This is a genomic window from Rhizobium sp. YJ-22 (assembly GCF_029601685.1).
Taxonomy (GTDB): domain Bacteria; phylum Pseudomonadota; class Alphaproteobacteria; order Rhizobiales; family Rhizobiaceae; genus Metarhizobium.
Genome location: NZ_JARRIR010000031.1, coordinates 1 through 12,003, shown reverse-complemented (window position 1 = coordinate 12,003; position 12,003 = coordinate 1). Strand labels below are relative to the sequence as shown.

Sequence of the window (12,003 nt, the reverse complement as noted above, 5' to 3'; positions counted from 1 at the left end):
GCTGAAGGGCAGGGATGCGCAATCGCTCAAGGTTGGGTAGGGGCGATCGGCGGCAGACTGCGCCGAAAGGTTGACTGCCGTCAAAAGAGACGAATTTCGCAATTATTTCAGCTTGTTATGCTTTCCGCACCTATGCGGCGGCAGCAAACCGGAACTTCATGGCCATGCGGAACGTTTGCCTGCCATCTCCAACCAGCCCGGACAGGTGAGATGACCAGAATTCCCCCGGAAAAGCCCAGCGACGAGGCCGATCGCCACCAGATCGCCATGGCGAAAAAAGAGGGCGCGGCCTATCGCGCCTCGCTCGAATACATGGCCTATAAGGTCGCGGATGCGGGCGGTGAAAAGCACGCCGGCGACTACATTGTCGCTTTCGCGCAAGAGCGCGCCGAAGGCATGTACATGCTGCACGGCGAGGGCGAGCTGGAATGGACCGAGCCCGAAGAAGAAAACTGCCACCTCGAGATTTCCGTCAGCGACGCCGGCGACGGGCGCTTCATTCCGTATCTGGAGATCACGGCCACCTTGACGCCAAAGGAGGGCAGGGCGGTGGGGCCGTTCGAGGTCCCGTTCCTCTGGCATCCCGGCCTCTATCACTATGGCCGCAATATCAAGGTGCCCGGCGACGGCGAATACAGGCTGCAGGTCACGATCAAGCCGCCGACCTTCATGCGACACGACAAGGTCAACGGCAAACGTTATGCGAAGACCATCGACGTTACCTTTGATGCTGTCATGATCAAGACGGGGAAGGAGTAAGGCGCCGCAACGCAAAAGGGTTGGCCTGCCGTGAAAGCAGGCCAACCCCCGGTGATGGATTGGAGCGTGTCAGAAAGTCGGTGCGATCACTTCGCGCCGGCGGCGGCGAAGGAGCGCCAGGTGTCGAGGAAGGCGTTCCGCTGGGTGGCGGCTTCCTTCTCGTCGATGTCGAAGACCTTGATCGCCGACATTTCCGGCAGCTTGACGATCTTGGAGACCTCGATATCGCCGCGGCTCGGGCGGCGGAAGGAGGTCTTCAAAAGCTCCGTCTGGGTTTCCTTGGATATCAGGATATCGAAGGCCTTCTTGGCGGCGTCGCCGCCGGGCGCACCCTTGACCAGACCGGCGAAGTCGGCGGTGATGAAGGTGCCGTCCTCGGGATAGATGAGCTTGATCTCTTCCTGGCCGCCGTCGACATAGGGATAGGCATTGGCTTCGAAGGCGAGGCCGACAGCATATTCGCCCATGGCGACGCCGTTCTGCACGGCCGAGGAAGACGAACTGACGGCGACATTGGCGGCGAGCTGCTTCAGCTTCTCGTCGCCCAGCATCTTATGCACGCCCCAGAGCACGGTGTAGCCGGTGGAGCTGTTGGCTGGATCGGCAACGACGATCTTGCCCTTCCATTTGGGATCGAGCAGGTCGGTCCAGGTCTTCGGCTTCGGCAGGTCGCCGAGCTGGTTTTCGTTGACCATCAGCACCACGACATGCACGTTCGACGGCGTGAACAGGTTGCCGGGATAACGCAGCTTCTCGGGGATCGACGCCAGTTCCGGGGATTCATAGGCCTGGAACACGCCTTCGAAGGCGCCGACCGTGTTGAAGCTGGAGCTCCAGAAGATATCGCCCTGGACGTTGGCGGCTTCCGCCTCCAGGCGGCGCAGCAGCACGCCGCTGCCGCCGGTGATCGAGTTGAGCTTGATGTCGGAGGCCTTGTCCTTGACCGCGCCGGCCACGGCTTCGATCGCCTGCTCGGGGTTGGACGAGTAGAGCGTCACGGTCTTTTCCTCGGCCGAGGCGGTGCCGGCAAGGCCGGCCAGCATGACGGCGGAAATCAGGGTTTTCATGTTCATGTTCGTTCCTCTCTGTTTTGTATGACGATTGCGGCTTACTTCGACGCGAACACGTCGACCTTGAAGACCTTGGTGGCGACGACGATCGGGATGAGGATGACGGCGATCAGCACCAGCCCGTAGGCGGAGGCATAAGCCATCAGGTTGCTGCCGATCAGGCGGAAGACCTGGATGGTCAGGGTTTCCCGGCCGCCGGAATAGACGAGGATCGAGGCGCTGAGTTCCGAGACGCTGGTCGTCCAAGTCAGGATCGCGGCAGAGGCGATTGCCGGCCCCATCATCGGCAGCACCACCTTGAAGAAGGTTCTGAACGGCGGCGAGCCGAGGCTGATCGAGGCTTCCTCGATGGAGTTCGGGATGTTGTAGAGCGTCGCCTGGGCGCTGCGCATGCCGAAGGGCAGGCGGCGGACCAGCAATGCCAGCACCATGATCGTCGCGGTGCCGGTCAGCGGCAGCCAGCCGGCGTTGAACGATACGACGAGGCCGATGCCGAGGACCGTGCCGGACAGCGCCAGCGGCACCGAGGAGATGTAGTCGAGCCAGGGCGTGACCGCATTGCGCTTCTTGATGATGAGATAGCTGACGACGGCGCTGAAGGCGACGCCGATCAGCGTGGCCGCGCCGGCATAGATGAGCGAATTCACCAGCGGCTGCGGCGCGGTCACGAAGACGCGTTCCATGTTGGCGAGCGTCCAGTTGCCCCATTGCATGACCGGCCCGCGTGACACCGTGAAGGCGCCGACCGCGATGACGGCGAGCGGCACCAGCGAGACGATGACGATGAAGCTTGCGGCAAGCCCGATGGCAGCGCCCTTCCAGCCGGTGATCGGCTGCGGCTTGGCGCCGCGTCCCTGGGCGATCTCGAAGCGGCCGCGCGACACGATCCAGCGATTGACGAACAGGATCAGCATCACCATCACCACGGAGACGGTGGCGAAGGTGCTCTGCATGACCGGGGCCGCCCCGCCTTCCGAGACCGCCGCCTGGTAGGTGACGACCGACAGCAGCGGCAACTGGTTCGACAGGATCATCGAAATTGCGAAATTGCCGACGACCATGGTGAAGACCAAGAGGGCGCTGGCGAGGATCGAGGGCAGGATGACCGGCAGCATGACCTTGATGCGCGAGCGGGCCGGCGAGGTGCCGAGGCTCTGGGCAGCCTCTTCCAGATGCACGTCGAAACCGCTGATCGAGGCGACCGTGCCGATATACACATAGGTGTAATAGACGAAGGTCATCACCGTGATCAGGCCGAACCAGCCGTAGAAACTCGGCAGATGAATGCCGAAATCGCGGAAGAAGCGGGTGATCAGGCCGTTATTGCCGAGCGCCATCAGCCAGGTCTGGGCCGAGATCACTTCCGGGATGACCAGCGTGATCAGCGGCAGCAGGGCGATGATCGACTTGCCGAAGAAACGATAGCGCGCCGTCACATAGGCCAGCGGCACGCCGATGAGCACGCAGGTGCAGGTGACGATGGCCGCCAGGATCAGCGTGTTGACGATGGCCGAGAGGCCGCGCGGATCGGTGAGCAGCCGGCTCCAGCCGTTTTCCACGTCGCCGACGCCGAAGCTGGCGGTCAGGATATTGACCAGCGGATAGAGGATGAAAGTGATGAGGACCACGAGTGCCGCAAGCGACAGCCACGGCCAAGGGGTGCGCAGATCGAATGCCCTGGTCATGACGCGATCACCACGGCCTTGGAGGGGTCGATGGTCGCCATGACCTTCGTGCCGATGTCGAAACCGTCATGGTTGTCGCCATGGGATTCGACGCTGATCACCGTCTCGTCGGCGAGCGCCAGCTTGTAGCTGGTCTTGCCGCCGAGATATTGCCGCTTGACCACGGTCCCCGGCAAGGCCTGACCTTGGGCCTGGGCGTCGGCGGAAGCATTGGCGCTGAGCCGCAGATCCTCCGGGCGCATGATGAGGATGCCGTCGCGGGTCGTCGCTGGCAGGGTGTTGCGCGCCAGGATCGAGGCGCCGCCGAGCTGGATGCGGGCGGTGCCGTCGGCATTGGCATCGGAAATCCTGACGTCGATGCGGTTGGCCGCGCCGACGAAATCGGCGACATAGGCGGTGCGCGGCGTCGAATAGATTTCCTTCGGCGTGCCGAGCTGCTCGACCTTGCCCTTGTTCATCACGCCGATCTGGTCGGACATGGAGAGGGCTTCTTCCTGGTCGTGGGTGACGAAGACGGTGGTGATGTTGGCCTCGCGCTGCAGGTCCGCGATCGTCTCGCGGATCTGGATGCGCAGCTTCGCGTCGAGGTTCGACAGCGGCTCGTCCATCAGCAGAACCTGCGGCTTGATGACCATGGCGCGGGCGAGCGCCACGCGCTGGCGCTGGCCGCCGGAAAGGGCCGCCGGGTGCCGGTCCATCACATGGCCGAGGCCGACATGCTCCAGCTCGTGGCGGACCTTCTTCATCATCGCATCACCGGATTCGCCGCGGGCGCGCAGGCCATAGGCGACGTTTTCGGCGACGGTCTTGTCGGGAAACAGGGCGTAATCCTGGAACACCATGCCGATATTGCGCCGATGCGGCGGCAGCCGGGTCACGTCGTTCGACTGGAAATAGAGATTTCCCTTCGACGCCTGGACGAAGCCGGCGATGGTGCGCAGCAGGGTCGTCTTGCCGCAGCCCGAGGGGCCGAGCAGCGTGAAGAAGCAGCCTTCCGGTATCGTCAGGCTCAGGTCGGAAATGACGTCCATTCCTCCGTAGTTGACGGACAGATTCTTGATATCGATCCCCATTGTTTTTCTCCTCCGGTCTTCTCAGGCGGGAATGTTCAGGCCGTTCAGCATCTGGACGACGGCGCGGTGTTGTCCCGCGTCCCCTGCCGCCAGAATGCGCGGGCCGGTTTTCAGCGTGATCGGGTTGCCCTGCCAATCGGTGATGATGCCGCCGGCACCCTCGATGACCGGGCGGAACGGCGCGTAATCGTAGACTTTCAGGCCGGTGTCGAGCGCAATGTCGGTGCCGCCGTCGGTCAGCAGGCCGTAGGCGAGGGCGGCCGCGCCATAGATGCGCCAGTTGGTTTGGCGGCGCAGCAGGTCGAGGGCGGGGCGCTCTTCCTCGGAATAGAAATCCGGGTTGCTGGTAGACATCATGGCGCGCGACAGGTCATCGCAGGATTTCACCCGGCAGGGCGCGCCGTTCTTCAGCGTCGGGCGGCCCTCGACGCCGAGCCAGCGGGCATCGACCGGCGGAATGTCGATGATGCCGAGGACCGGCACGCCGCGATGGGCGAGCGCGATCAGCGTGCCATAGACCGGCATCCCGGCGATGAAGGAGGCGGTGCCGTCGATGGGATCGAGCACCCAGACGAATTCCGCCTCCGGCCGCTCCCAGTCCTGCTCCTCGCCAATGATGCCGTGATCGGGGAAACGGGCGTTGATCATCGCCCGCAATTCCTTTTCGATGGCCATATCCATCGCCGTCACAAGGCTGCGGTCGGGCTTGACCGAGACGCCGAGTTGGTCGCGCTTGTTCTGCTCGATCATGCCTCGCGCCGTATCGGCAAGCGTGATCGCGAATTCGACATGGTGCGCCTGCACCGAACTGTCAGATGTCATCGATATCCCCGTCAAAGGCGCGTGTGCGCCGCTTTATTGCCTTTCATCGGGCGGGAATGTGGCATTACAAGTTAAATGTGTCAATTTGTGTTTGTGGCAAAAATGCAGATTTGTGGCATGATGGGGCAAATATAATGTCAATTGTGGCATTCTCTGCAATTTGCTATGGCGTGTGGGACCGATGGAGCAGGCGATGTGGCAGGAAGAACGACAGCAGAAGATCCGCGAGCATTTGACGGCCTTCGGACAGGTTTCCATCGACCGCATCGTCGAGAATTTCGGCGTTTCGCGCGAAACCATCCGCCGCGACCTGATGGAGATGGAGCAGGCGGGCGAGCTGCGCCGGGTGCGCGGCGGGGCGGTTCCGATCATCCGCGAGAATTCCAGCTTCCAGGTGCGCCACACCCAGCGCCTGCAGGAAAAGCGGGCGATTGCCGCAACCGCGCTGCAGTTCCTGCAAAGCGGCATGACCCTGTTTATGGATGCGGGATCGACGACATCGGTCATGTCGGAGACGCTGGCCGGGCCGAACGGTCTGACCGACCTGACGATCATCACCAATTCCATCGACGTCGCCCGCAATCTCACCGATCCCGCAGGCGAGCCGTCGCGGCGCTTCCGGGTCATCATCCTCGGCGGTGAATTCCGGCAGGATCCGATGGAAATGTCCGGTCCGGTGACGATCAACGATATCCACCGTTACCAGGCGGATGTGGCCATCGTCGTGCCCTGGGGCGTCGATCCGACGCGCGGCGCCTCCGATTACCATCTCTCCGGCGCCGAGATCGCCCGCGCCATGGTGCAGAATGCATCGCAGACGATGATTCTCGCGGACCATTCGAAGATCGGCGCCCCGGCGCGCTCTGTCTTCTGTCCGCCCGCCGATATCGACACGCTGATCACCGACGCGAAGGCCAGCGAGCATCCAATCTTCGACGCGCTGCGCACCACGCTGCCGAATGTCGTCATTGCCAGCTAGGGAAAAGGAAAGGCTTCGAAGGAGCCTGTTCCACATTCAGCTTTTGGCCGATGCCGGTCGAGGATCCCGAAAGCGCTCTCGCGCGATCCCTGCAAGGGTCGAGGCAACGGTACGCGATGTTTGGAACCATCGGGTCGCTGCGAACGTTTGGAGAACGAATTCAGGAGACCGCCATGAGTGACAACCCGAAAACCGATCCGTCTTCCAACACGCAGAAGGACCCGGACGACTGGGTCAGCGGCGACGAGCCGATGACCGGCGCGCAGCGCTCATATCTGAAAACGCTGTCGGAGCAGGCGCATCAACCCGACGTCTATTCCGAAGACCTGACGAAGGCGGAGGCATCGAAACGCATCGACGAGCTCAAGCAATCGCTCGGCCTCGAATGACGATCGGGACGGCGCTGCAGGTCGAACAACCGGCATCGCAATGTTGAAATGGAACTTTTGTGCGTCGCAGCACTTTCGGATCGTCAACCGCGAAAGGACGCGACCATGTCAGAGCTGAAGCTCGGAGAACCGATCCCCACAGGCATTCCCGGCATCGAACCGGTTAACACCGCAGAAGACCGGCAGGTGACGGACGCCGCAGCGCCGCCATTCGCGCGGATTGCATCGCCCGCGGCTTTCGAGCCGCACACCGCGTTGTTCGATCAGTTGTTTCTTTTTCAGATGAAGCTGGGCCTGTCGATCGCGCTGGCGTCGAGCGCCGTTCTGGTCAATCCGGCGCTGCTGGCGCAGCGGCTGGAGACGGCCGGGGCCGCCCGGTAACGGAAGAGCCCCTCCATCCCGTTCTCGCCGCCCCGAGGCGGCGATTTCGTTTTGAACGTTCGGATTCACCAAGCGATGCGCATGGCAGGCGCATCCGATTGCCATGCGCTTGCGCGGACGTCCACAATCGCAATCCTGCCTGCCGGGGCTTGTTATTCCCGCTCGTGCAGCAAATCTTTCAACCGGTTGAACAGATGATCGCCGTCGAGGTTCCTGGGATCGAAACCGCTTCGGGCCGCAATCGTCGAAACCTCGGCCGACATCCTGTCGGGGTGACCGATGAAGGCCATGGACCAGGTTTGGAAGCTGCGCGTCGACGCGGGCGCGAATTCGAGCATATGGACGTTTCCATGCCGGTGGTCGCGCTGGATTCGTTCAAACGTACTCTCGATCGCGGCCTGGGAGCCTTCCAGCACCTGCGCAAAATATCCGTCGTTGAACATCAGCGCCCCGGAAATGACGACAAGCGCGTTGTTTCTGCGGCTTGCCTCAAGCAAGGTCTCGATCTCGGTGTTCAGCATGCCGGCCTGAATGCGGTTCTCGCTGAAATAGACAAGTCGGAAGTCGGTCATGGCGCAGCTTTCCGTTCAGGCGGAGCGGTTGCGGCGGCGAGCTCGTCGGCGAGGGCGGGCGCGAGCGGCCGACCTGTCAAATATCCCTGTACCTGCTGGCAGCCCTTCATCTCGATGCGCCGCAACTGATCCTCCGTTTCGACCCCTTCGGCGATCGTGGTCAGCCCCAGCGCTTTGCCGAGGGCGCAAATCGCGCGAATGATCGCCAGGCTGTCCCCGCCGGCGGACAGATTGCGAACGAAGGACTGATCGATCTTGATCTTGTCGAAGGGGAATTTCTGCAGATAACTCAAGGACGAGTATCCTGTTCCGAAATCGTCCATCGAGAACCGCACGCCGAGCGCCCTCAACTGGCTGAACGTTTCCATGATCGCAGCGCTGTTTGCCAGGATGGCGCCTTCGGTTATCTCGAGATCGAGCCTATGCGGCGCCAGGCCGGAGCTTTGCAGGGCGGCGGTGACGGTGGAAACGAAGGTCGGACTGCGAAACTGCAAGGGAGAGACGTTCACCGAGATCGACAGGTCCGACGGCCAGGCGACCGCCTTTCTGCACGCCGTACGGAGCGCCCATTCTCCGATCGGCAGGATCAGCCCGAGTTCCTCCGCCAGCGGAATGAACTCGGCGGGCGACACTCCTCCATAGGCGTGATGGTTCCAGCGCAGCAACGACTCGAAACCGACCAGACAGCGGTCGGCGATCCGGAATTGCGGCTGGTAGACGAGCGAAAATTCCCGCAAGGCCAATGCCTTGCGCAGTTCGACTTCCAGCATGCGCTTGCGCTGCATAGCCTGCCGCATTTCGACGGTGAACGTCGAAGCGCGGCCGCCGCCTTCGGTTTTCGCTCTCTTCAGCGCCAGCCCGGCATTGCCGAGAACGCTTTCGGCATCGCTGTCTTCCGTGAAGGGGGCAAGGCCTGCACTCACAGTCGAATAGATCATTTTGCCATCGACGAGGTGAGGGCGCCCTAAAACGTCGAGAAGGGCGGAGCTGGCCGGGTCGACGTCTTGCCCTGCAACGACGAAGAAGAACTCGCCACCCGCCCCATGTGCGAGATGTGTCTTCGCGCCATCGATTTGCGCGGAAATTCTGTCGGCAAAGCGCCGGATCAGATGATCCCCGGTTGCATGTCCGAACAGATCGTTGACCTCCTTGAAGTTATCCAGATCAAGATGGACGATCGTGCCGACGGGGTTGCATTTTCGAAAAGCACCGACGGCGGTGAGAAACCCTGTCGGGTTAACAGACCAGTGCTGGCATCGTGGTTACCGGTGGCGATGACCGCGTCCGATACATCGATCCATTCGACGCGCCTTCCATCATCGAGAGCGTAGCTTCCCATCAGGAAGGTACGGCCGTCTTCGGCCCTGAAGGTGCACGATCCCGCTTCGAGACCGGCCATGATCTTCAGGACCGTCGTGTTCGATATCAGGCCGAACTTCGTCGACTCGGCAAGCTTGTCGACGAAGGAACCGCCTACGGCGCCCGGCGCCATAAGGCTTTTGCTGGCTGCAGCATTGTATGCGGTGATAAGACCCGCATGGTCGACGGTCAGGACACTGGTGCGTGAAAGACTCGCAGTCAATTCGGCTGCCGAGGCACTGCCGCTCTTCTTCATGTCGCGTACCTCGCTCGGATGTCGGCGGATCATACGGCTATGGCAACAACAATGGGTTAAACACGCGATCGACTGCGCGAAACCGGCATTTGCCCGGCCACTGCGCTCTGCCTCTTCGGCGCGCAGGCCTTGCCCGCGATGGCGGACGATCTTGCGGAAGTCGATGCGGCCATCGTCTTTGCTGTCGGCAGCTCCGCCTCGGTCGATCCAGAGCGCGTCGACAGCCAACGACCCCGCGCGATCAGGAGGGGGATCGCGACAAAAAGCATCGCGGGTAAAAGATCAGATGGAAAACTGAACCGAGGTGTCAGGGTCAGGATCATAAAGGCACCGATCACCGACACCAGAATGACGAGCCAGCCCTTTGCTTCGATATTGACGGGCCTGCCGTCATAGAACGGAAAATCGTCGTGCAACGATCTCATAGTTCCAATCGCGGGACCACGGAACATTCCTCGACCAGGCCAGCTACTATTCGACGTATAAAGTCAGATTGTAGTCGGCTTTCTCGTTACGGCGAGCTGCATTCCTCATGAGATACACATCGATGATGTAGGCTCCGCTCGACGGGATCGTAAAACTCGTACCATTTCCACTGATGGAGCTGTTGTACATCGCCGAAGCGGCTCCCGGCGCGGTGACGTTAAAGTACACACTCGCATTCCTGGAATCGAGCTGAACGCTCATCTTCTGCCCAGCATTCACGGAGAGCGAGTACTGAACGGTCTGATAGCCCTCCACCGAGGACTTTACAGTGGAACTTGACGATCCCGGCGCGAAATGGACGACCTCGCGTCTCACCTCGTCCGCCAGTGATGGGCACGCGTTCAACAGGGCAGCAGCAAGCATTAAGCTCCTAAGTATCATCGTCGCCCAAGCTCCGCTCAAAATTGACATCTACCGCGCACCATAACCGTCATGGGTACCATCGAAAAGCAGGATTGGTTGAAAAATTACCCCGCGACACAACGCGTGGTGTGGTCACGGTGACGTCGATTGTGATCACTGGTAATAGATACACCTCATCATGGCGGCGACGGGGGTAGTCATTGGATTTCATGAAGTTGCTGAAGTCACTTGAGGAACTGCTGTACGAGGTGGTGTCCTGGCTATTGTTCTATCCGCTGACGATGTTGCGGTCCGTCGTCAAACCGCTCATCATGATGCGTTACGCGGACATAGAACTCGCGGACAGGCAGCAGGATCAATACGAGGACAGCCTGAGCCCACCCTTGTTCCTTCTGATCACCCTGTTGCTATCTCAGGGGCTCTCCGGTCTCATCCCCTCGATCTACGACCCTTCTGAGGGCGCCAGGGAACTTGGTTCAGGGTCCAATCTTTTGATGGCGCGAGCCATCATTTTCGGGATCTACCCGCTCTGCATGGCAGTGATGCTGCTGCGGTCGAAGTCAATCCGGATCACCCGGAACTCGCTGCGCAAGCCGTTTTTCAGTCAATGTTATGTTGCAGCGCCGTTCGCCTTCACACTTGTGCTTAGCATAGATTTGCTCAGTATGCCCGAAGGGGCAGGCTCGTATGCGGGCCTGACTGTGATAGTTTTGGCCACCTTATGGTATGCACAGGCGCAGGTTCGCTGGTCCATTCAAGATCTCCACATCGGCGCCATCAAAGCATGTGTCATCTTCGCCGGCGTGTTTCTGTTCGCCACCGTGCTTGCGTCGATCGTTGCACTTTTGGTTGCGCTCGATTCCAAGAGCATCGCATCGGCGACGGCCTGAAGACCCTCCATTGCGAGGCAAAAACAGATCCGCGTTAACGCAGCTCCACATATCTGGGCCGCCGGTCGCGTCGTGAGGCACAAATTTTCAATTGTAACATTCGCTAATTATAAAGAATATTCGCCGGCGCGCATGTGTACGGTGTTGGAGAGGCACCCGCGTTGCCTGATCTCGTGGGGCGCGTATATCGGATCAATGCGGCGGCAGGCAAAACCGTGAGCGAAGCGGAAGCGCTCGCGACAAGCGGTACCGCCACGATCGAGCGTATCAAGCGGCGCGGCAAGCTAATCGGTGTGGAAGCCGCTACAATACTTCAATCCGACGATCTCGTCCTGATCGTCGGACGCCGATCAGGTATCGTCGGCCTGGAAGAACGTCTTGGCGCTGAGGTGGTCGGCGCTGAGGGTCTGGAACTTGTCGTGACCACGCGTGACATCGTCGTTCGCGGTGCGGAGTTCGCGGATCGGTCGGTCGCGCAGATTCTTGATGTCAGCAAGGACCTGCGCCATGGCATTTACGTGCTCGCCGTCACGCGAGGCGGCACGAAGCTGGACATCACCAATGACACCGTCATCAAGGCCGGCGATATCGTCACGGTGCACGGCGTGCAAGAAGACCTGCAGCGCCTCGCGTCGCGTGTTGGTCCTCCCATTATTCCCAGTGACAAGACAGATTTTGTCTTCCACGGATTGGGCGTTGCGGTTGGATTGCTGGTGGGCCTCGCCGTCGTTCGTCTCGGCTCAATCCCGCTGACCTTGGGATCAGGAGGAGGCGCACTGATGGCAGGCCTCGTCTTCGGCTGGTATCGCGGTCGTCATATGACGATGGGCAACATGCCGACCGGCGTCACGACACGAAAGTGGAGAATCTGTCCGACTTTTAAGAACGTATCCGGAATTCAGGTTGGTTTAACCGTGGA

Annotated in this window: 15 protein-coding genes; 6 read left to right on the top strand and 9 right to left on the bottom strand. The window is 60.9% G+C overall.

What is annotated here, in order from left to right:
• The coding region (locus P7F60_RS29745) for an iron transporter (protein WP_277921126.1) at positions 1–759 on the top strand (759 nt) is incomplete at its 5' end.
• An 86-nt stretch (positions 760–845) separates the two neighbouring features.
• Here the strand turns inward: P7F60_RS29745 and P7F60_RS29740 are convergent.
• From P7F60_RS29740 to P7F60_RS29725, 4 genes are read right to left on the bottom strand one after another with little or no spacing between them, the layout of a single operon-like run.
• The gene (locus tag P7F60_RS29740) at positions 846–1,832 is read right to left on the bottom strand and encodes an extracellular solute-binding protein (RefSeq protein WP_277921125.1); all 987 of its coding nucleotides are present in this window, start codon (positions 1,830–1,832) and stop codon (positions 846–848) included.
• A gap of 35 nt (positions 1,833–1,867) precedes the next feature.
• Positions 1,868–3,514 carry an iron ABC transporter permease gene (locus tag P7F60_RS29735; protein WP_277921124.1) on the bottom strand — a complete coding sequence of 549 codons (1,647 nt, stop codon included), beginning with the start codon at positions 3,512–3,514 and terminating at the stop codon, positions 1,868–1,870.
• A complete protein-coding gene (locus tag P7F60_RS29730; RefSeq protein ID WP_277921123.1) occupies positions 3,511–4,587 on the bottom strand; it encodes an ABC transporter ATP-binding protein in 1,077 nt (358 codons plus the stop codon). Before P7F60_RS29730 ends, P7F60_RS29735 begins: the two co-directional genes overlap by 4 nt.
• Before the next feature lie 21 nt (positions 4,588–4,608).
• Positions 4,609–5,409, bottom strand: coding sequence for an inositol monophosphatase family protein (locus tag P7F60_RS29725; protein ID WP_277921122.1), 801 nt, complete (start codon positions 5,407–5,409; stop codon positions 4,609–4,611).
• A 193-nt stretch (positions 5,410–5,602) separates the two neighbouring features.
• Between P7F60_RS29725 and P7F60_RS29720 the strand changes: the two genes are divergently transcribed.
• The 3 genes from P7F60_RS29720 (at position 5,603) to P7F60_RS29710 (ending at position 7,158) form a co-directional block, all read left to right on the top strand.
• Positions 5,603–6,388 (top strand): DeoR/GlpR family DNA-binding transcription regulator, encoded by a 786-nt coding sequence (locus P7F60_RS29720; RefSeq protein WP_277921121.1) that lies wholly within the window; start codon positions 5,603–5,605, stop codon positions 6,386–6,388.
• A 173-nt stretch (positions 6,389–6,561) separates the two neighbouring features.
• A complete protein-coding gene (locus tag P7F60_RS29715; protein ID WP_277921120.1) occupies positions 6,562–6,777 on the top strand; it encodes a DUF3072 domain-containing protein in 216 nt (71 codons plus the stop codon).
• Positions 6,778–6,882: 105 nt separating this feature from the next.
• The gene (locus P7F60_RS29710; protein ID WP_277921119.1) at positions 6,883–7,158 is read left to right on the top strand and encodes a hypothetical protein; all 276 of its coding nucleotides are present in this window, start codon (positions 6,883–6,885) and stop codon (positions 7,156–7,158) included.
• A 152-nt stretch (positions 7,159–7,310) separates the two neighbouring features.
• On the opposite strand, the gene P7F60_RS29705 is transcribed toward P7F60_RS29710, so the two are convergent.
• Genes P7F60_RS29705 through P7F60_RS29685 form a run of 5 tightly spaced genes read right to left on the bottom strand, consistent with a single transcriptional unit; the run spans position 7,311 to position 10,194 of the window.
• A complete protein-coding gene (locus P7F60_RS29705; RefSeq protein WP_277921118.1) occupies positions 7,311–7,730 on the bottom strand; it encodes a BLUF domain-containing protein in 420 nt (139 codons plus the stop codon).
• Entirely contained in the window at positions 7,727–8,866 is a 1,140-nt protein-coding gene (locus P7F60_RS29700; RefSeq protein ID WP_277921136.1) for a GGDEF domain-containing phosphodiesterase, read from the bottom strand. The genes P7F60_RS29705 and P7F60_RS29700 overlap by 4 nt, the downstream gene beginning before the upstream one ends.
• Positions 8,836–9,345 carry a hypothetical protein gene (locus P7F60_RS29695; protein ID WP_277921117.1) on the bottom strand — a complete coding sequence of 170 codons (510 nt, stop codon included), beginning with the start codon at positions 9,343–9,345 and terminating at the stop codon, positions 8,836–8,838. The genes P7F60_RS29700 and P7F60_RS29695 overlap by 31 nt, the downstream gene beginning before the upstream one ends.
• A gap of 56 nt (positions 9,346–9,401) precedes the next feature.
• Positions 9,402–9,761 (bottom strand): hypothetical protein, encoded by a 360-nt coding sequence (locus tag P7F60_RS29690; protein ID WP_277921116.1) that lies wholly within the window; start codon positions 9,759–9,761, stop codon positions 9,402–9,404.
• 55 nt (positions 9,762–9,816) lie between these two features.
• Positions 9,817–10,194: a hypothetical protein gene (locus P7F60_RS29685; protein ID WP_277921115.1), complete on the bottom strand. Its 378-nt coding sequence runs from the start codon at positions 10,192–10,194 to the stop codon at positions 9,817–9,819.
• A gap of 209 nt (positions 10,195–10,403) precedes the next feature.
• Between P7F60_RS29685 and P7F60_RS29680 the strand changes: the two genes are divergently transcribed.
• On the top strand, positions 10,404–11,084 hold the full coding sequence (locus P7F60_RS29680; protein WP_277921114.1) for a permease: 681 nt from the start codon (positions 10,404–10,406) through the stop codon (positions 11,082–11,084).
• Positions 11,085–11,245: 161 nt separating this feature from the next.
• Positions 11,246–12,003: TrkA C-terminal domain-containing protein (locus P7F60_RS29675; protein WP_277921113.1), on the top strand; the 758-nt coding region annotated here is incomplete at its 3' end.

Coding starts and splice junctions, on each gene's coding strand:
- P7F60_RS29705 (WP_277921118.1), bottom strand. CDS start 7,730: ATGACCGACTTCCGACTTGTCTATTTCAGCGAGAACCGCATTCAGGCC.
- P7F60_RS29680 (WP_277921114.1), top strand. CDS start 10,404: ATGAAGTTGCTGAAGTCACTTGAGGAACTGCTGTACGAGGTGGTGTCC.
- P7F60_RS29720 (WP_277921121.1), top strand. CDS start 5,603: ATGTGGCAGGAAGAACGACAGCAGAAGATCCGCGAGCATTTGACGGCC.
- P7F60_RS29740 (WP_277921125.1), bottom strand. CDS start 1,832: ATGAACATGAAAACCCTGATTTCCGCCGTCATGCTGGCCGGCCTTGCC.
- P7F60_RS29735 (WP_277921124.1), bottom strand. CDS start 3,514: ATGACCAGGGCATTCGATCTGCGCACCCCTTGGCCGTGGCTGTCGCTT.
- P7F60_RS29725 (WP_277921122.1), bottom strand. CDS start 5,409: ATGACATCTGACAGTTCGGTGCAGGCGCACCATGTCGAATTCGCGATC.
- P7F60_RS29715 (WP_277921120.1), top strand. CDS start 6,562: ATGAGTGACAACCCGAAAACCGATCCGTCTTCCAACACGCAGAAGGAC.
- P7F60_RS29685 (WP_277921115.1), bottom strand. CDS start 10,194: ATGCTTGCTGCTGCCCTGTTGAACGCGTGCCCATCACTGGCGGACGAG.
- P7F60_RS29730 (WP_277921123.1), bottom strand. CDS start 4,587: ATGGGGATCGATATCAAGAATCTGTCCGTCAACTACGGAGGAATGGAC.
- P7F60_RS29695 (WP_277921117.1), bottom strand. CDS start 9,345: ATGAAGAAGAGCGGCAGTGCCTCGGCAGCCGAATTGACTGCGAGTCTT.
- P7F60_RS29710 (WP_277921119.1), top strand. CDS start 6,883: ATGTCAGAGCTGAAGCTCGGAGAACCGATCCCCACAGGCATTCCCGGC.